Here is a 17,365-nt window from a genome sequence, read left to right on the forward strand (position 1 = left end):
TCTGTTCTTGCGTGAGAGGGGTCAGGTGAGGGCGAGGAGGCTGACGGCGACGGCGGCCGTGCCGAGACCCACCAGCTGCCCCCGGTGGATCCGTTCCGCCAGTACGCCGCGCGCGAGCAGCACCGTACCGGCCGGGTAGAGGGCGGTGATCACGGCGACGACCGCGAGGTCTCCGCTGCGCGCCGCCAGCAGGAACAGCAGATTGGCGATCGAGTCGAGCACCCCGGCCGCCGCCGAGATCCCGTACGCGGGCTTCTCCGCGCCGAGCCGCTTGTACAGGACGCCTGCCGCGCCCAGCGTGACGAGCGACGACACCGCCCTGCCGACGATCAGCGGTGCCACGCCACTGTCCGAAGGGGCCTGGTGCAGACAGACCAGCTGCAGCGCGATGGCCGCGCCCGCCCCGAAGGCGAGCAGCAGCGCCGTGCGCGAGGGGCGGGAGGCGCCGGTGCCGCTCCCGGCGCTGACCAGGACCACGGCGACGAGCGCGAGCGGCAGCCCGACGAGCCCCGCCGTGGCGAGGTGCTCGCCCTGCAGCAGCCCCACGGAGACCGGCAGCGCGGCGGACACCAGCGCCGTCACGGGGGACAGCACGTTCATCGGCCCGATGGCGAGGGTCTTGTACAGCAGCGCGAACGCGGCGGCCGAGGCGACACCGGAGGCCACGCCCCAGCCCACGGCGGCCGAGCTGAACGAGGCGCCGAGGAACGGCCACAGCAGCAGCTCGACGGCGAGGCTGGCGGGCGCCGCGACCATCACGGTGCGCAGCACATGGGCCTTCCGGGCGCCGAGGCCGCCGAGGAAGTCGGCGCACCCGTAGGCGAGAGAGCTGCCCAGGGCCAGCAGCAGAGCGATCACGAAATTCTTCCTTGCCCTCTTCATGCTTCAGTGGAACGACCAAACCGTACAGTGAACCGACCGTGATGTGTCAACCGAACGACCGCGCGGTACATTCCACTGGCCAGTCGGTGGTGAAGCGGAAGGTGGTCAGGTGACCGAGACAGAGGCAGCCCTGCGCACGCTCGCGCACAACGTCAGGACGGCCCGCTCGCGCGCGGGCCTCTCCCTGGACGAGCTCGGCCGCCGCGCCAAGGTCAGCAAGGGTGCCCTGGTCGGCCTGGAGAAGGCGCAGGGCAATCCGAATTTCGCCACCCTCGTCCGGCTCGCCGACACCCTTGGTGTCTCGGTGTCGGCCCTGCTTGAGGGGCCGGCCGAGGGGCGCGTGCGGGTCGTGTCGTCCGACGACGTCATGCCGCTGTGGGCGGGGGAGCGGGGCGGCGAGGCCCGGCTCATGCTGACGACCACGGGCGCCTCCCCGGTCGAGGTCTGGCGCTGGCGCCTCGAACCGGGCGAGGAGTATCCCAGCCACCCCCACCAGGCCGGCGTCATCGAGACGGTGAGTGTCACCGGCGGGTGCATGACCCTCGTCGTCGACGGCGCGGAGCACTCCGTGGCGGCCGGACAGACCGCCACCTTCGACGGGGACGCCGCGCACACCTACCGGGGCGCGGGCGAGGGAACCTGCCACCTGATCATGACGGTGCAGCTGCCACCGGGGTCATAGGCGCCACCTATCCGGGGCATCGATTTTTGGTCGTGGATCTCCGCGCACGCAAACCGCTTCACTGGCGCGGTAGTTGGGGCGGCGCCGGACGGGCCCGGCGCCGCGGATCCCAGCCGTGCCCGGATGGAGGTTGCAATGACGCATGCCCCGGACGCCGCCCAAGGCGCCACCCCAGTGGTGAAGGCCACACCGTGGTACCGGCAGCTCTATGTGCAGGTGCTGGCGGCGATCGTCGTCGGCATCGTGATCGGCTGGCGGTGGCCCGACCTGGGCACGGCGATGGAACCGGTCGGCACGACCTTCGTCGCGGCGATGAAGATGCTGATCGGGCCGATCGTCTTCCTGACCATCATCGGCGGCATCGCGGGCGTGGCCGACCTCAAGAAGGTGGGCCGCACGGGCGTCAAGGCGCTCGTCTACTTCCAGGTCGGCACGATCGTGGCGCTCGGCTTCGGCCTCCTCGCCATCAACCTGTTCCCGCTCGGTGAGGGCGTGCACGCGGATGTCGGCGGCCTGCACACCTCGGGCGACGCGAGCCAGTACGTCCAGCAGGGCGAGCAGCAGCACTGGTGGGAGTTCCTCACCAACCTGGTCCCCGACAGCTTCTTCGGCGCGTTCGTCGAAGGAGACATCCTCCAGGTCATCTTCCTCGCCGTGATCTTCGGGATCGCGCTGAAGATGGTCGGCCCGGTCGGCGAGCCGATCATCGCGTCCGTCAACCGTCTCACCGAGGTGGTCTTCAAGGTCCTGTCGTTCGTGATGAAGGCGGCCCCGGTGGGTGCCTTCGGCGCGATGGCCTTCGCGATCGGCAAGTTCGGCCTGTCCACGCTGACCAGCCTCGGCTCGCTGATCCTGCTGTTCTACGTCACGTCCATCGTGTTCGTCGTCGTGGTCCTCGGCGCCGTCCTGTCGCTGTACGTGAAGCTGAACCTCTTCCAACTCCTGCGCCACTTCAAGGAGGAGCTGCTCCTCGTCCTCGGCACCTCCACGGCCGAGCCCGCGCTGCCGGGGCTGATGCGCAAGCTGCAGTTCATGGGCGTCGACCGGCCGACGGTCGGCCTGGTGGTGCCGACCGGCTACAGCTTCAACCTCGACGGCGCCGCGGTCTATCTGTCCCTCGCCACCCTCTACATCGCCCAGGCCACCGACACCACGCTCTCCCTCGGCCAGCAACTCGGCCTGCTGGCCGTCATGCTGCTGACCTCCAAGGGTGCCGCCGGAGTCGCCGGTGGTGGGTTCATCGCGCTGACCGCGACCCTGTCGACCGTCGGGCATGTGCCCGCCGCGGGCATCATGCTGATCTTCGGCATCGACAAGTTCATGTCCGAGTGCCGGGCCCTGGTCAACTTCTGCGGAAACGCCGTGGCCACCCTCGTCGTCGCCCGCTGGGAGAACGCCCTCGACCTGGAGCGGGCCCGCCGCGTCCTCGCGGGGGAGCGGGTCGAGGCGCTGCCCGAGGCCGCCCCGGCCGAGGCGACGACGGTGCCCGTTCAGAAGCCGGTGCCCGCGCCCGCCCCACCGGCGGTCTGAGTCCCCGGCCGCGCGCACTCCCCGCGAGGGCGACCTGTCGACCTGTCGATAGGTTGCCCTTATGGCAGCAGGCGGAGGAGGCAGAATGGACGCGCGGCAACTGCAGTACTTTCTCGCCATCGTGGAGCACGGTGGCTTCAGCAGGGCCGCCGCCGCGCTCCACGTGGCGCAGCCGTCGTTGTCCCAGGCGATGGCCAACCTGGAGGCGGACCTCGGTGTCTCGCTCTTCCACCGGATGGGCCGCGGCGTCGTCCTCAGCGAGGCGGGCGCCGAACTCTTGGAACCGAGCCGCCGCGTGCTGCGCGACCTGGCCGCCGTACGCGAACGGGCCGCCGCCCTCACCGGCCTCGGCAGCGGCACCGTGGAAGTGGCCACCATGCCCTCACCGGGCATCGAACCGATGGCCACGCTGATCCACCGCTTCGCCCAACTGCACCCCGACGTCACCATCAGCACCCGCGCCGCCTTCACCCCGGAAGAGGCCGTCGAACTCGTCCGCAGCGGCGCCTGCGAGCTGGGGCTGCTCGGCGCCGACAAACCGGTGACCGCGCCCGGCATCGACATGCTGCCCGTGGAGGAGCAGCCCTTCGTCGTCGTGGGCGCGGCCGACGGGCCCTTCGCCGACGGCGCCGTGCTGCACCCCCAGGACCTCGCAGGCCACAAGCTGATCGCGTCCCGCCCCGGCAGCCTCATGCGCGGCATCGTCGACGACATCACCGCCCGCGGCGGGGACACCGAGATCGTCGCCGTCGTCGACCACCGCACCTCCATCCTCCCGCTCGTGCTCACCGGCGTGGGCGTCGCCGTGCTGCCCGCCGCCTGGACCCGCCTCGCCCGCCGCTGCGGCCTCGCGGTCGCCTCGCTCGTCCCGACCGCCCATCTGCACGTCGCGATGATCAGCCTGCCCGCGCATCTGACGCCCGGGGCACGCGCCTTCCTGGAACTGACCCGCTCGCTCGCGGAACGCCGGGCGCGGACCCCGTCGACGTAACAGCTCCTCGACCGGGCGCGGCACCCATCAGCCGCGCCTATGTGTCGCATCGGAAGCATGTCTTGGACGCCCCGCGAACCGGCCGGTTGACTCGGGAACACACCAACCGCCGCCCGGCCAGGCGCTCTTGAGCACGGGCGTTCCCGCACTTCCTGGAGGCCCTCGTGTCCGAGACCCGCACCTTCCGTATCGCCGCCATCCCCGCCGACGGTGTCGGCTCCGAGGTCGTGGCGGCGGGCCGCGCCGTCCTGGACGCCCTCGCCGCCGGCTCCGACGGGTCCTTCGCCTTCGACTGGCAGGAGTTCGACTGGGGCTGCGAGTACTACGCCCGCACCGGCAAGATGATGGCCGACGACGGCCTCGACCAGCTCAAGGACTTCGATGCCATCTACTTCGGCGCGGTCGGCTGGCCCTCCGTGCCCGACGACGTCAGCCTGTGGGGCCTGCGCCTGAAGATCTGCCAGAACTTCGACCAGTGGGCGAACGTCCGCCCCGTGCACTTCCTGCCCGGCGTGCTCAGTCCGCTGCGCAAGGCCGACGACACCGAGCTCGACTGGGTCGTCGTCCGCGAGAACAGCGAGGGCGAGTACGCGGGCCTCGGCGGCCGCAATCTGTCCGGGCGCGGCCCCGGCGGTGAAGTGGCCGTCCAGTCCTCGCTGTTCACCGAGGTGGGCTGCGAGCGCATCATCCGCTTCGCCTTCGACCTGGCCCGCACCCGCACGCGCCGCAAGGTCTCCTCGGTCACCAAGTCCAACGCCCAGCAGTACGGGATGGTGCTGTGGGACGACGTGTTCAAGCGGGTGGCCGCCGAGTACCCGGACGTGGAGACGGAGAGCGTGCTGGTCGACGCCATGTCGGCGAAGTTCGTGCTCAAGCCCGAGGACCTGTCCGTCGTCGTCGCCTCCAACCTCAACGCCGACATCCTCTCCGACTTGGGCAGCGCGCTCGCGGGCAGCCTCGGCCTCGCGGCCAGCGCCAACCTCAACCCCGAGCGGCGCTTCCCGAGCATGTTCGAGCCGGTCCACGGCTCGGCCCCGGACATCGCCGGGCAGGGCCTCGCCAACCCGATCGGCGCGGTCGGCAGCGCCGCGCTGATGCTGGAGCACTTCGGCCTGCCCGACCAGGCGGCCCGCCTCAACAAGGCCATCGAGACCGTCACCGGCGCCGGGACCCTCACCCGCGACGTCGGCGGCACCGCCACCACCGAGGACGTCACCAAGGCGCTGATCGACGCGCTGGCCAACTGACCCTCGTACGGGGGACACGAGCCTCCCGGCTGGTCCTCGGGTCGCGCCGACAGGCCGGGACGGCCGCTCCGAAGCGGCCACTTCAGTGCCGGGCCCTCCTCGTGGGGCCCGGCACTCGCCGTTGCCTACCAACTGAGCCCCGCCGCCACCGGCCGGTGGTCGCTGCCCGTCGCGGGCAGCACCCAGGAGCGGTCCGCCGTGACGCCCCGGACCAGGATCTGGTCGATGCGCACCACCGGGAAGTCCGCCGGATAACTGAAGCCGAAGCCGTCGCCCGCCTCCTCCTGGGCCGAGTGCAACCGCGAGGTGAGGCCGTCCAGGGCCCGGTCGTCCGTGGAGCCGTTGAGGTCGCCGAGCAGCACCACCCGCCTGCTGTCCTCGGCCGCGATCGCCTCGGCAAGAGCCCGCGCGTTGCGGTCCCGGCTGTCCGTCCAGAAGCCACCCCGCGGCATCACGCGCACCGAGCCAAGGTGGGCCACGTACACCGCCACCGGCCCGTCGTCCGTGGTCACGGTCGCCCGCAGCGCCCGGTTGGAGGGCAGCTTCTCGGCGGCCGACTTGGTGGCGCCCAGCGGCCCGACGTCCTGCTGGAGGTCGACCGGCCCGGTGTCCGACAGCGGCAGCCTGCTCCACAGCCCGACCGTCCCCTGCACCGTGTGGTGCGGATACGCCTCGGCCAACGCCTTCTCGTACGTGCCCCGGGCCTGCTCCGTGATCTCCTCGAGCGCGAGCACATCGGCCCCGGAGGCCGCCAGGTCGCGGGCCGTGCCCGCCGGATCGCGGTTGTCGGCCCCGACGTTGTGACTGACGACGGTGAGGTCACTGTCGGAGGCCTGCGCCTTGTCGCCGAGGACACCGCCGAAGAGGCCCGTCCACACCACGGCCGGCAGCACCACGGCCACCACCGCAGACGCCGACCGCCGCCACAGCGCTCCTATCAGCAGCACCGGCACCAACAGCCCGAACCACGGCAGGAAGGTGTCCACCAGACTGCCGAGGCCCCCGCGGTCCGTGATCCGCGCGTGCAGCAGCAGAAGCAGCCCGAGCAGCAGGGCGAGGGCGGCGAGCAGCCTCCCGCGCCTCCAGGGGCCGGGCCGGGAGAGGGCACGGAGCGACCGGGGCATTCGTACGCGCTTGTTGTCGGTCACTTCTGCATCCTCGGGTCCTCGGTGGGGTCGGCGTAGGGGGCCGGGCAGCCGTGATCGGCGGCCTGGGGCCGGAGTTCGTAGTGCCAGGGCTCGTTGCCGTAGATCTGGCAGAGCCCGTACGGGGCGCCGTGCTCGGACAGCCACGCCGTCGCCTCGGAGCGGCCGAGGTCGACCGCGTCGCCGGACACGTGCGGTGAGGTGTCGGCGGTGGCCACCCATTGGGCGGCCTCGGCCTCGGAGCCGTACTTCGACACCGCCTCGTCGAGCAGCCGGTTCTGGTACTCGGGGGAGCGCCAGCCGCTGTTGACGTAGAACGTGACGCCGTCGTCGGAGGCGTCCGTCGCCGCCCGGCGCAGGGTCTTGAGCAGGTCCGGGTCGAGCCTGCCGACGGCCGGGGTCGTGTCGTCGAAGACCGTCACGCCGTCGGGAACCACGCCGTCGGCCTCGCCCACCGCGTTCTGCCCGCCGCGCTCGCGCGATGCCATCGGTGAGGGCACCGAGGCGGACGAGGGCGTCGGGGGAGCCTTCGTCGGCGGCGAGGCCGACGAGATCCTGGGCGACCGAATACCGAGGACCGTGGCGATCACTGCCGCGGCGACGACGAGGCCGATGAGGAGGAGCAGCGGACGCGTCCGACGCGTCATGGGTGTGCGTGTCATGCCGCCAGTCAAGGCGGGGCGATGTTGCCACAACGTCTGCGTTTTTCGATATGCCGCCGATACACGCCGACTCGTAGCGTGAAGGGCATGCGAGTGCTGATTGTGGAGGACGAGCGGTATCTGGCGGAGGCCGTGCGCGACGGGCTGCGCCTGGAGGCGATCGCCGCCGACATCGCGGGGGACGGGGACACCGCCTGGGACCTGCTGAGCGTCAATACGTACGACATCGCCGTCCTCGACCGCGACATCCCCGGGCCGACCGGAGACGAGATCGCGGGCCGCATCGTGGCCTCGGGCAGTGGGATGCCGATCCTCATGCTGACCGCGGCCGACCGCATCGACGACAAAGCCTCGGGGTTCGAACTCGGCGCAGACGACTACCTGACGAAGCCGTTCGAGCTCCAGGAACTCGTGCTCAGGCTCCGGGCCCTCGACCGCAGACGCGGCCACAGCCGGCCGCCCGTGCGGGAGATCGCGGGCGTGCGCCTCGACCCGTTCCGCAGGGAGGTCTACCGCGACGGCCGGTTCGTCGCCCTGACCAGGAAGCAGTTCGCGGTACTCGAAGTCCTCGTGGCCGCGGAGGGCGGGGTGGTCAGCGCGGAGGAACTTCTGGAGCGCGCGTGGGACGCGCACGCCGACCCGTTCACCAACGCCGTCCGTATCACCGTCTCCGCGCTGCGCAAGCGGCTCGGCGAGCCGTGGATCATCGCCACCGTGCCGGGCGTGGGCTACCGCATCGATGTGCGCCCGCAGGACGAGGGCCAAGGCCGTGCCTAGGAAGCGCGGGCCGAGCGCCCGCCTCAAGCTCACCCTGAGCTACGCCGGATTCCTCATGCTCGCCGGTGGCCTGCTGCTCGCCGCCGTGGGGTTCTTCTTCGTCCGAGAGGGGTGGCTGCAGACCAATGAGCAGGGAGCCTGGCGAGCGACTCCGGGCACCACCTTCGTGCGCGGGTTCGCCCCGCTGGCCGCCGGGGTCATGGTGTTCCTCCTGGTGTTCGGCCTCCTGGGAGGATGGCTCCTCGCCGGCCGCATGCTCGCCCCCTTGAACCGCATCACCGACGCCACCCGCACGGCCGCGACCGGGGCGCTCTCCCACCGCATCCGGCTGCCCGGCCGTCAGGACGAGTTCCGTGAACTCGCCGACGCCTTCGACACCATGCTCACGCGGCTCGAAGCGCACGTCGCCGAGCAGCGCCGCTTCGCCGCCAACGCCTCCCACGAGCTGCGCACCCCGCTCGCCGTCTCGAAGTCGCTCCTCGACGTGGCCCGCGCAGACCCCGACCGCGACACCGAGGAACTCGTCGACCGGCTCAGCGCCGTCAACACCCGGGCGATCGACCTCACCGAGGCGCTGCTCCTGCTCAGCCGCGCCGAACAGCGCGCCTTCACCCGCGAGGACGTCGACCTCTCCCTCCTGGCGGAGGAGGCCGTCGAAACGCTCCTCCCGCTGGCGGAGAAGAGCGGCGTCACCCTCGAAACCCGCGGCGACATCGCCCGCGCGTCCGGATCACAGCCCCTCCTGCTGCAACTGGCCACGAACCTCGTGCACAACGCGATCGTCCACAACCTGCCCGAGCGGGGCACCGTGCGGATCACCACCGGCGTCCGCCCCGGCACGGCGGTGCTCACGGTCGAGAACACGGGCGACACGCTGTCCCCGGACCTGGTCGCCACCCTCACCGAACCCTTCCAGCGCGGCACCGAGCGGGTCCGCGCCGACCACCAGGGTGTCGGCCTGGGCCTCGCCATCGTCCAGTCCATCACCCGTGCCCACGACGGCACCCTCACCCTCTCTCCGCGCCCCTCCGGCGGGCTGCGCGTCACCGTGGAACTCCCGGTCACCGGCATGTGAGGTCGGCCACCGAAGGCCCTTCGAGGGCAGAGAAGTGCAGGTCACCGTGTCATCATGCGATGACATCGCTTGATGACATGAACGGGAAGACCTTGCAGCCCTCCGTATCAGTGCCCGCGCCCAGCACCGCTCCGCCGCTCCGCCACCCCCGCGCGCTCGTGCCGGTCCTGGTCAGCCTCGGGATGCTGGTGGCCGTCGTCAGCAGCCTCGGCGCGCCGCTGATCCCCACCATCGCCGCCGAGGACCATGTCGCCGTCTCCACCGCGCAGTGGGCACTGACGGTCACGATGCTGGTCGGCGCCATCGCGACCCCCGTCATGGGACGCCTCGGCGACGGTCCGCACCGAAAGCGCGTCATCCTCGGCGGGCTCGCCGCCGTCTTTGTCGGCAGCCTGCTCGCGGCGCTGCCGGTCGGATTCGCCTGCCTCCTGGTCGGCCGGGCGCTGCAGGGCGTCGGCATGGGCCTGGTCCCGCTGGCCATCGCCACCGCGCGCGACGCGCTGCCGCCCCACAAGGCACGCGGCGCGGTGACGACGCTGTCGCTGACCACCGCGGCGGGCATCGGCCTCGGCTACCCGATCACCGGGCTCTTCGCCGAGTACCTCGGCATGTACGCCGGATTCTGGTTCGCGCTCGGCACGGCGGCCGCCGCGTTCCTCGCCGCGCTGATCGTGGTGCCCAAGCCCCCGCACCGGCCGAGCACCCCGATGGACGTGCCCGGCGCGCTGCTGCTCGCGGGCGGCATGGCGGCCCTGCTCCTCGCGCTCGCCGAGGGGGAGCGGTGGGGCTGGCTCTCCGCACGCCTGCTGGCCCTCGCGGTCGCGGCGGTGGTGCTCCTCGCCGGATGGATCGCCCACTCGCTGCGCTCCACGCACCCCCTCGTACGCGTCCGCCTCGTCAAGGACCGCGGCGTCCTGGTCGCCAACCTGACCACCATGGTCGGCGGCGTCGGCACGTATCTGCTGATTTCCCTGGTGACCCGGTACGTGCAGACCCCCGAGTCCGGCGGCTACGGCTTCGGCGCCTCCATCGTCGTGACCGGCCTGCTGCTCGTGCCGTTCTCCGCGGCCAGCCTCGTCACAGGGCGCCTGGTACGGGCGATGGGCCGCGCCGCGACGCCCGCCCGGATGCTGCCGCTCGGCTGCCTGCTCTCGCTCGGCTCGCTCGTCTGCTTCCTGCTCGCCCGCTCCAGCCTGTGGGGCATCGGCGCGATGATGGCGCTCGCCGGACTCGGTGTCGGTGTCACGTTCGCCGTCACGCCCGGCCTCATCGTCGGCGGCGTGCCCGCGGCGGAGACCGGCAGCGCGATGAGTTTCAATCAGGTCGTGAAGTACATCGGCTACTCGACCGGCAGCGCGCTCAGCGCCGTCGTCCTCCAGGCCTCCACCCCGCTCGGCGCGGCCCTCCCCACCGACGACGGCTACCGCAACGCGGGACTCGTCGGCTGCGCCGCGTTCCTCGCGACGGGCGTCATCGCCGTCGCCCTCACCCGGGGCGGCGCCCGCCCGCGTCCCTCGCTCGTCGCGGCGGGCGGTCCCGCCGAGGCCCGCACCGAACCGAGCCGCACATGACCGGCGAGGCCCCCGACCGGCGCCGCAACAGCGCCCGCAGCCGCGAGGCGCTGCTGCGGGCGGCGACCGAACTGTTCTCCGAGCGCGGCTACGACCGCACCACCATCCGCGAGATCGGCGAACGCGCCGGCGTCGACGCCGCCCTCATCTCCCGCTACTTCGGCAGCAAGGCCCTGCTCTACGTGGAGGTGCTGCACGCCGAACACGGCGACACCGTGCCGGACGACCTCCTCACCGGGCCCCGCCTGCGCGAGGTCGCCGCACGCGCGGAGCGGCGCGGCCCCGTGCCACTGCTGCGTGTCGCCGTGCAGTCCTCCAGCGACCAGGCCGCGCAGGACGCCGCCCGCGCCGCCCTCCAGGCCCGGCTCGTCGAACCCCTGCGCGCCCGCTTCACCCGCGAGGGCCGCGACCGGCCCGGGCTGCGCGCCGACGTCCTGGTCGCCTCGGTCGCCGGCGTGCTCCTCGCCCGGCACTCCGGCGCCTTCGACGACCTGGCGGACGCCGACCTCGACGCCGTCGTCGACGTACTCCTGGAGGCGTGGGGCAGCGACTGACCCGCACCTTTCACCCGTACGGCGGTATTCAAACCGCCTCGCTCTGCGCCGACCGGCAAGGTACGTGAGCCTCGCAAGTAACTGACCGTACTTTCGAGGTGGTGGAGATGCAGGAGATGCAGACGAGAGCTCTCGTTTCGGAATTCCTCGGCACGTTGCTGCTGGTGTTCTTCGCCGTCGGATCAGCGGTCCTGGGAGCCCAGTTCATCGGCACCCTCGGCATCGCCCTCGCCTTCGGCTTCACGCTGCTCGCCCTGGCGTACGCCCTCGGCCCGATCTCCGGCTGCCACGTCAACCCGGCCGTGACGCTGGGCATGCTCTGCGCCCGCCGCATCGACGTGGCGACCGCCGTCCGCTACTGGATCGCCCAGTTCGTCGGCGGCATCGTCGGCGCCGCCCTGCTGTTCCTGCTCGCCAAGCAGGTGCCGGGTCTCCAGACGAAGGGGGCGTTCGGCTCCAACGGCTATGGCGACCGCTCCGACGTGCACATCAACGTCGGCGGCGCGTTCCTCGCCGAGGTCGTCCTCACCTTCCTTCTCGTGTTCGTGGTGCTCGCCGTGACCCACCGCGTGGCCGTGGTCGGCTTCGACGGACTGCCCATCGGCATCGCCCTCGCCGTGATCCACCTGGTCGGCATCCCGCTCACGGGCACGTCGGTCAACCCGGCGCGCAGCCTCGGCCCGGCGATCTTCGCCGGCGGCGACGCGCTGTCCCAGCTCTGGCTGTTCATCGTGGCGCCCCTGGTCGGCGGCGTCATCGCCGCACTGGTCCACCAGCTCACCCACCCCTCCGGCGAGGAGCGCACCATCGCCGACGAGGCGTCCGCGGCCTGAACGGCCACGGCGGCCGTGTGCCCGTGACGATCACGGGTACCCGGCCGCCCCGGAACAGGAACGGCCCCGACCGAAGGGAGCGGCCGTGAGCGGGAAGGACCGGCTGAGCACCTATCGCGGCAAACGGAACTTCGACGCGACCGAAGAGCCGTCCGGCGAACAGGGCACGGACAGGGACAACGACGAACCGGTGTTCGTGGTCCAGATCCACGACGCGAGCACCATGCACTTCGACTTCCGCCTCGAGGTCGACGGCGTCCTCAAGTCCTGGTCGATCCCGAAGGGGCCCTCCACCGATCCCCACGACAAACGGCTCGCCCTCCCCACCGAGGACCACCCCCTCGACTACCGCGACTTCGAGGGGGTGATCCCGCACGACGAGTACGGCGGCGGCACCGTCATCGTCTGGGACCAGGGCACCTACAGCCCGGCCGCTCACGACAGGAAGAAGCGGCCCGTGCCGTTCGACGAGGCGCTGGAGAACGGTCACGCCACGTTCGACCTGCACGGCGAGAAGCTGCGCGGCCGCTACGCGCTCACCCGCTTCAAGGGCCGCGAGGACAAACCCACCTGGCTCCTCGTCCGCGAGGGATCCGGCGGCAGCGGCGGCACCCCCGACCCCCGCCGCGCCCGCTCGGCCCGCAGCGGCCGCACCCTGCGCCAGGTCGCCGAGGAGGCCGAGGGCGGCGACGACACATGACAGGACTCCTCGACACCCTCCCGCCCGAACTGGAGAAACGCGTCCGCGACGCGGCGCCTGGCGTGGAACTCGCCGCCTCCCCGATGCTGGCGACGCTCAGCGACCGCCGCGAGTTCGCGAAGGGCTGGATCTTCGAACGGAAGCTGGACGGCATCCGCGTCCTCGCCGTCCGCGAGAACGGCCGCACCACGATCCGCTCCCGCTCCGGGCGCCGCCTCGACGCCACGTACCCCGAGATCGTCGAGGCCCTCGACGCGCAGGACGCCGCGGACTTCACCGTCGACGGCGAGATCGTCGCGTACGCGCACGGCCGCACCGACTTCTCCCGCCTCCAGCAGCGCATGGGACTGACCAGACCCCGGGACGTCGCGGCCAGCGACGTAGCGGTGAAGTACTACGTCTTCGACCTGCTGCGCGTCGACGGCACGGATGTCCGCCGCCTTCCCCTGCGCACCCGCAAGTCCCTGCTCCGCAAGGCGCTCACCTTCACCGACCCCCTCCGCTTCAGCACCCACCGCAACGAGGGCGGCGCCGAACTCCTCGCCGACGCCTGCAAGCGCGGCTGGGAGGGACTCATCGCCAAGCGGGCCGACAGCACGTACCAGCCGCGCCGCTCCGGCGACTGGCTGAAGCTGAAGTGCGCCCACGGCCAGGAGTTCGTCGTCGGCGGCTTCACCGAGCCCACCGGCAGCAGAGAGGGCATCGGGGCGCTACTGATCGGCTACTACGAGGGCGACCGGCTGCGCTACGCGGGCAAGGTCGGCACCGGCTTCGACCGCCGCACCCTCCTCGCCCTGCGCGAACAGCTCGACGAACTCCAGCAGCCCCGCTCGCCGTTCACCGACCGCGTCGCCGAACGCACCGCGCACTGGGCGCGGCCACGCCTCGTCGCACAGATCGAGTTCTCCGAATGGACCCGTGACGGCATGCTGCGCCACCCCCGCTACCAGGGACTGCGGGACGACAAGGACCCGACCGACGTCGTCAGGGAGCACACGTAACCATGGCAAGCGACCAGAAGGTGCTGCGCGAACTCCTCGCCACCGAGGGCAGGACCTACGCGGCCGAGGCGGGCATCCGCCTCAAGAACACCCCAAAACCCCTCTACCGCACACTCGTCCTCGCGAGCCTGCTCAGCGCCCGCATCCGCGCCTCGGTCGCGGTGGCCACGACCCGCGCCCTGTACGACGCGGGCCTGCGCGACCCGCGCCGCATGGCCGACGCGACCTGGCAGCAGCGCGTCGACGCACTGGGGGAGGGCGGCTACCGGCGCTACGACGAACGCACCGCCACCCAACTCGGCGAGGGCGCAGAACTGCTGCTGGACCGCTGGGGCGGAGACCTGCGCACGATGCGCGAGGAGGCCGACGGCGACGAGAAGAGGATCCGCGCCCTCCTGCGCGAAACCCCCGGCCTCGGCCCCACCGGAGCGAGCATCTTCCTGCGCGAGGTCCAGGACATCTGGCCGGAGTACGCCCCGGTGCTCGACGCCAAGACCCTCCAGGGCGCGGAACGCCTCGGCCTCCCGAAGAACCCCACCACCCTGACCCGCCTCGCGGGCGACACCCCGCGGGCCGAACTGTCGGCGGCGCTGGTGCGGGCGGCGCTCGACAAGCATGTGGTGGAGGACTGCCTGGAGCGGGCGGCCTGAATCAGGGGAGCGGGGGGCATAGATACAAGCTTGTATCTATGCCTGCTAGGGTCCAGGCATGCCCCGGACCCAGCCACACCAGACGAAACCGACGTCGGCGGCCACCACGGTCTACGCCGTCACCAAGGAGCTGATCCTCACCGGTGAGCTGCCCGGTGGCAGTCTCATCAGCGAGGGGGAGATCGCCGAGCGCGTGCAGGTGAGCCGGACCCCCGTGCGGGAGGCGTTCCTGCGGCTCGAGTCCGAGGAGCTGCTGACGCTGCATCCCAAGCGCGGCGCCGTCGTCGTGCCCGTACCGCCGGGGGAAGCGGCGGACGTGCTGGAGATGCGGCAGGCCGTCGAGCAGTCCGCCGCCGAACGCATCGCGCGCGCCGGGCTCGCCGCCGAGGACGAGGAGCGGCTGCGTGAACTGATCGGTCGGCAGCGGGAGTTGGCGACCGAAGGAGACGTACGTGCCTTCGCCGTCGCCGACGAGGCCTTTCACCGGGGCGTCGTCGAGGCCTCGGGGAACGCGATCGCCGCCCGCTTCTACGAGACCCTCGGCGACCGGCAGCGCCGCATGAGCGTCTCCGCGCTCGGCCACCGCCCCGAGCGGCTGCCCGGCCTCGCCGACGAGCACGAGGCGCTGCTCGACCACCTCGGAGCCCGGGACGGCGCCGCGTTCGCGGAAGCCCTGCGCGCCCACCTCGCCGCGACGCACGGCCCCCAGCACTGAACAACCCCCACCCCTGAAAGTGCCCTGCCCTCACGATGCTCGACACGCACACCACCAAGCAGCCCGCCGACCCGGCGGCCGCTCTCGTCCGGCCCGGCCAGTGGCGGACCGTCGCCGCGGCGATGTTCGTCTGCGGCTGGGGCGGCAACCAGTTCACGCCGCTCCTGCTCATGTACCGCGAGCTGGGCGGCTATTCGACGCTCAGCGTCGACGCCTTCCTCGGCGCCTACGTCGTCGGCCTGGTCCCCGGCCTGCTGCTCGCCGGGCCGATATCCGACCGGCGCGGACGACGACCGGTGATGATCGCCGGGACCGTCGCCTCCATCCTCGCGAGCCTCGTCCTGTGCTTCGGCGAACACAGCGCCTGGCCCATCTACGTGGGCCGTCTGATGACCGGCGTCGCCGTCGGCATCGCCATGGCGGTCGGCAGCAGCTGGGTCAAGGAACTCTCGACCGGGGCGGACGCCGGCGCCGCCGCACGCCGCGCCTCCCTGTGCCAGACCGCCGGCTTCGGCCTCGGTGCGGGCGTCGCCGGCGCCCTGGCCCAGTGGGGCCCCTGGCCGATGATCACGCCGTACGTCGTCCACATCGCGCTCACCGCCGCGGTCCCCGTGCTCCTGCTGCGCATCCCCGAGACACGGAGCGCGGTGCGCGGCGCGGCGGGCTCGCTCCGGGAGCTGCTCCGCGCACTCGCCGCGGACCTGCGGATCCCCGCGCCCGCCCGGCGCCGCTTCCGCTGGGTGGTCCTCCCGATGGCGCCGTGGGTGTTCGGCGCCGCCGGACTCGCCTACGCGGTCATGCCCCAACTCGTCGACAACAAGGTCGGGCACTGGGGCCTCGCCTACGCGACCGCGCTCACGGTGCTGACCCTGGGCACCGGCGCCGCCGTGCAGCCACTGGCCAAGTGGCTCGACGGCCGCAAGGGTTCGAGCGGCGGGCGGGCGCCGGTCGCGGCCATGTCCGTCATGCTGCTCGGCACGGTGCTGTGCGCCGTCAACGCCGCCGTCCTGTCGCCCTGGCTGGCGGGGGCCGCCGCCGTCGCGCTCGGCGCCGGATACGGCATCGCCGTCGTCTCCGGACTCCTGGAGATCCAGCGGATGGCGGGCCCCGACGACCTCGCGGGCCTGACCGGCATCTACTACACGCTCGCCTACGCCGGGTTCCTGCTGCCCACCGTCCTCGCGACGCTGTCGGCCTGGCTGCCCTACTCGGTGATGCTCGCCGGGATCGCCCTCGTCGCCCTCGGCTGCCTCGTGCTGGTCACCGTCGGCGGGCACACCACGCGGGAGGTCAGCGCCCCGGCTCGTACGTGAGCTGCTTGACCTGGCGCACGAACAGGGCGCTCTCCACGGACCGCACGCCGGAGAGCGCTCCGATGCCCTCGCTCACGTACGTGTACAGCTCGCGGGTGTCGCGGTGCACCGTCGCGGCGAACACCCCGGCCGTCCCGGTCACCGCCGCCGCGAACCGCACCTCCGGGTGCCCGGCGAGCGACTCGCCCACGGAGGCGAGCGCGGAGGGGGTGACGGTGAGCCACAGCGCCGCCATGACCGAGCGGCCGAGCAGTTCGTGGGTGTGCTGCACGTCGAAGTAGAGGACGCCGCTCGCCCGCAGCCGGTCCAGGCGGCGCTTGACGACCGACTCCGACTGGCCGGTGGCCGCCTGGAGCTCGGTGAGCGCCACCCGGCCGTCCCGGCGGAGCAGCGCGAGGAGCGTCTCGTCGACCTCGTCGGGGACCGGCGGGGGAGCCGACGGTTCGGCGGCCGGCGCCCGCAGCGCCGCCTCCTGCTCCGCGTCCAGCGCGTTGATCTTGTTGAGCCAGCCGACCGGACCGCCGTAGAAGGGGTGCAGCACGCACTGCGCGGTCGCGGAGGTGACGAGGGGCGTGCGCTGGAGCCGGGCCAGGAGCAGCTCGTCCTCCTGGCCGCCGCGCGGCTTGATCGAGCACAGCACTTCCGTGCCGCCGGAGAGCAGCCCCACGTACGACGTGTCGGGCCGCCGCGCGAGCGCCCCCGCCAGCTGCTCCGCGCCGTCCGGGGCGCAGCGCAGCCGGACCAGCCAGCTGCTGCGCCCGAGCAGCGCCTCGTCGGTGACACCGATGACCCGCAGGCCCACGCTCTGGCGCAGCCGGCGAAAGCGCCGGGCGACGGTCTGGTCGGAGACGCCGAGGACGGCCGCGATCCGGCTGAACGGGGCCCGCCCGTCGAGCTGCAGCGCCTGCAGCAACTGCAGGTCGAGTGCGTCGAGCACGTGCGGCTCCGGTGGGCGGTGTCGTGACGTATGGGCCTACGCGTGATCGTAAAGGAGCTGGGAGGGGAGGCGGGCGGCGGCACCTTCCCGAGATCCGCGA

At 72.2% G+C, this 17,365-nt stretch carries 18 protein-coding genes; 14 read left to right on the top strand and 4 right to left on the bottom strand.

Features of this window, described 5'->3' with window-relative positions; all coding sequences use genetic code 11:
- Nucleotides 1-21 precede the first annotated feature (21 nt).
- Nucleotides 22-858, bottom strand: coding sequence for an EamA family transporter (locus tag ACZ7L4_RS06350; RefSeq protein ID WP_472100174.1), 837 nt, complete (start codon nt 856-858; stop codon nt 22-24).
- Between the two features lie 133 nt (nt 859-991).
- Here ACZ7L4_RS06350 and ACZ7L4_RS06355 point away from each other — a divergent pair, with 133 nt between their 5' ends.
- The 4 genes from ACZ7L4_RS06355 to ACZ7L4_RS06370 all read left to right on the top strand — a co-directional run bounded on the left by ACZ7L4_RS06355 (nt 992) and on the right by ACZ7L4_RS06370 (nt 5,332).
- Nucleotides 992-1,564 (top strand): helix-turn-helix domain-containing protein, encoded by a 573-nt coding sequence (locus tag ACZ7L4_RS06355; RefSeq protein ID WP_472100175.1) that lies wholly within the window; start codon nt 992-994, stop codon nt 1,562-1,564.
- Nucleotides 1,565-1,699: 135 nt separating this feature from the next.
- Nucleotides 1,700-3,094, top strand: a complete 1,395-nt coding sequence (gene dctA / locus ACZ7L4_RS06360) for a C4-dicarboxylate transporter DctA (RefSeq protein WP_472100177.1) — start codon at nt 1,700-1,702, stop codon at nt 3,092-3,094.
- Nucleotides 3,095-3,179: 85 nt separating this feature from the next.
- Nucleotides 3,180-4,085: a LysR family transcriptional regulator gene (locus tag ACZ7L4_RS06365; protein WP_472100178.1), complete on the top strand. Its 906-nt coding sequence runs from the start codon at nt 3,180-3,182 to the stop codon at nt 4,083-4,085.
- A gap of 164 nt (nt 4,086-4,249) precedes the next feature.
- Nucleotides 4,250-5,332 carry a tartrate dehydrogenase gene (locus ACZ7L4_RS06370; RefSeq protein ID WP_472100179.1) on the top strand — a complete coding sequence of 361 codons (1,083 nt, stop codon included), beginning with the start codon at nt 4,250-4,252 and terminating at the stop codon, nt 5,330-5,332.
- A 125-nt stretch (nt 5,333-5,457) separates the two neighbouring features.
- On the opposite strand, the gene ACZ7L4_RS06375 is transcribed toward ACZ7L4_RS06370, so the two are convergent.
- Nucleotides 5,458-6,456 (bottom strand): endonuclease/exonuclease/phosphatase family protein, encoded by a 999-nt coding sequence (locus ACZ7L4_RS06375; protein WP_472100408.1) that lies wholly within the window; start codon nt 6,454-6,456, stop codon nt 5,458-5,460.
- A gap of 20 nt (nt 6,457-6,476) precedes the next feature.
- Nucleotides 6,477-7,139: a M15 family metallopeptidase gene (locus tag ACZ7L4_RS06380; RefSeq protein ID WP_472100180.1), complete on the bottom strand. Its 663-nt coding sequence runs from the start codon at nt 7,137-7,139 to the stop codon at nt 6,477-6,479.
- 87 nt (nt 7,140-7,226) lie between these two features.
- Here ACZ7L4_RS06380 and ACZ7L4_RS06385 point away from each other — a divergent pair, with 87 nt between their 5' ends.
- The 10 genes from ACZ7L4_RS06385 (at nt 7,227) to ACZ7L4_RS06430 (ending at nt 16,328) form a co-directional block, all read left to right on the top strand.
- On the top strand, nt 7,227-7,916 hold the full coding sequence (locus tag ACZ7L4_RS06385) for a response regulator transcription factor (RefSeq protein ID WP_472100182.1): 690 nt from the start codon (nt 7,227-7,229) through the stop codon (nt 7,914-7,916).
- A gap of 55 nt (nt 7,917-7,971) precedes the next feature.
- Nucleotides 7,972-8,991 (top strand): sensor histidine kinase, encoded by a 1,020-nt coding sequence (locus ACZ7L4_RS06390; RefSeq protein ID WP_472100410.1) that lies wholly within the window; start codon nt 7,972-7,974, stop codon nt 8,989-8,991.
- Between the two features lie 59 nt (nt 8,992-9,050).
- Nucleotides 9,051-10,562, top strand: coding sequence for an MFS transporter (locus tag ACZ7L4_RS06395; RefSeq protein WP_472100184.1), 1,512 nt, complete (start codon nt 9,051-9,053; stop codon nt 10,560-10,562).
- Nucleotides 10,559-11,116 (top strand): TetR/AcrR family transcriptional regulator, encoded by a 558-nt coding sequence (locus tag ACZ7L4_RS06400; protein WP_450809380.1) that lies wholly within the window; start codon nt 10,559-10,561, stop codon nt 11,114-11,116. Before ACZ7L4_RS06395 ends, ACZ7L4_RS06400 begins: the two co-directional genes overlap by 4 nt.
- Nucleotides 11,117-11,232: 116 nt before the next feature.
- Nucleotides 11,233-11,949 carry an MIP family channel protein gene (locus tag ACZ7L4_RS06405; protein WP_450809381.1) on the top strand — a complete coding sequence of 239 codons (717 nt, stop codon included), beginning with the start codon at nt 11,233-11,235 and terminating at the stop codon, nt 11,947-11,949.
- Between the two features lie 85 nt (nt 11,950-12,034).
- Nucleotides 12,035-12,649: a DNA polymerase ligase N-terminal domain-containing protein gene (locus ACZ7L4_RS06410; RefSeq protein ID WP_472100186.1), complete on the top strand. Its 615-nt coding sequence runs from the start codon at nt 12,035-12,037 to the stop codon at nt 12,647-12,649.
- Nucleotides 12,646-13,650, top strand: a complete 1,005-nt coding sequence (ligD, locus tag ACZ7L4_RS06415; RefSeq protein WP_472100188.1) for a non-homologous end-joining DNA ligase — start codon at nt 12,646-12,648, stop codon at nt 13,648-13,650. Before ACZ7L4_RS06410 ends, ligD begins: the two co-directional genes overlap by 4 nt.
- Before the next feature lie 2 nt (nt 13,651-13,652).
- The gene (locus ACZ7L4_RS06420) at nt 13,653-14,300 is read left to right on the top strand and encodes an HhH-GDP family DNA glycosylase (RefSeq protein ID WP_472100189.1); all 648 of its coding nucleotides are present in this window, start codon (nt 13,653-13,655) and stop codon (nt 14,298-14,300) included.
- A 58-nt stretch (nt 14,301-14,358) separates the two neighbouring features.
- Nucleotides 14,359-15,015, top strand: coding sequence for a GntR family transcriptional regulator (locus ACZ7L4_RS06425; RefSeq protein WP_472100190.1), 657 nt, complete (start codon nt 14,359-14,361; stop codon nt 15,013-15,015).
- A 35-nt stretch (nt 15,016-15,050) separates the two neighbouring features.
- Nucleotides 15,051-16,328 carry an MFS transporter gene (locus ACZ7L4_RS06430; RefSeq protein ID WP_472100191.1) on the top strand — a complete coding sequence of 426 codons (1,278 nt, stop codon included), beginning with the start codon at nt 15,051-15,053 and terminating at the stop codon, nt 16,326-16,328.
- On the opposite strand, the gene ACZ7L4_RS06435 is transcribed toward ACZ7L4_RS06430, so the two are convergent.
- A complete protein-coding gene (locus tag ACZ7L4_RS06435; RefSeq protein WP_472100192.1) occupies nt 16,306-17,265 on the bottom strand; it encodes an Lrp/AsnC family transcriptional regulator in 960 nt (319 codons plus the stop codon). The two genes, ACZ7L4_RS06430 and ACZ7L4_RS06435, sit on opposite strands and share 23 nt — an antisense overlap.
- Nucleotides 17,266-17,365: the final 100 nt, after the last annotated feature.

The organism is Streptomyces sp. NPDC107575 (genome assembly GCF_055657265.1).

Bases quoted from the DNA above. Each gene is read 5' to 3' on its own strand.
- ACZ7L4_RS06375 (WP_472100408.1), bottom strand. From the start codon at position 6,456: ATGCCCCGGTCGCTCCGTGCCCTCTCCCGGCCCGGCCCCTGGAGGCGC.
- ACZ7L4_RS06405 (WP_450809381.1), top strand. From the start codon at position 11,233: ATGCAGACGAGAGCTCTCGTTTCGGAATTCCTCGGCACGTTGCTGCTG.
- ACZ7L4_RS06390 (WP_472100410.1), top strand. From the start codon at position 7,972: ATGCTCGCCGGTGGCCTGCTGCTCGCCGCCGTGGGGTTCTTCTTCGTC.
- dctA (WP_472100177.1), top strand. From the start codon at position 1,700: ATGACGCATGCCCCGGACGCCGCCCAAGGCGCCACCCCAGTGGTGAAG.
- ligD (WP_472100188.1), top strand. From the start codon at position 12,646: ATGACAGGACTCCTCGACACCCTCCCGCCCGAACTGGAGAAACGCGTC.
- ACZ7L4_RS06420 (WP_472100189.1), top strand. From the start codon at position 13,653: ATGGCAAGCGACCAGAAGGTGCTGCGCGAACTCCTCGCCACCGAGGGC.
- ACZ7L4_RS06365 (WP_472100178.1), top strand. From the start codon at position 3,180: ATGGACGCGCGGCAACTGCAGTACTTTCTCGCCATCGTGGAGCACGGT.
- ACZ7L4_RS06425 (WP_472100190.1), top strand. From the start codon at position 14,359: ATGCCCCGGACCCAGCCACACCAGACGAAACCGACGTCGGCGGCCACC.
- ACZ7L4_RS06395 (WP_472100184.1), top strand. From the start codon at position 9,051: ATGACATCGCTTGATGACATGAACGGGAAGACCTTGCAGCCCTCCGTA.
- ACZ7L4_RS06400 (WP_450809380.1), top strand. From the start codon at position 10,559: ATGACCGGCGAGGCCCCCGACCGGCGCCGCAACAGCGCCCGCAGCCGC.
- ACZ7L4_RS06385 (WP_472100182.1), top strand. From the start codon at position 7,227: ATGCGAGTGCTGATTGTGGAGGACGAGCGGTATCTGGCGGAGGCCGTG.
- ACZ7L4_RS06380 (WP_472100180.1), bottom strand. From the start codon at position 7,139: ATGACACGCACACCCATGACGCGTCGGACGCGTCCGCTGCTCCTCCTC.
- ACZ7L4_RS06430 (WP_472100191.1), top strand. From the start codon at position 15,051: ATGCTCGACACGCACACCACCAAGCAGCCCGCCGACCCGGCGGCCGCT.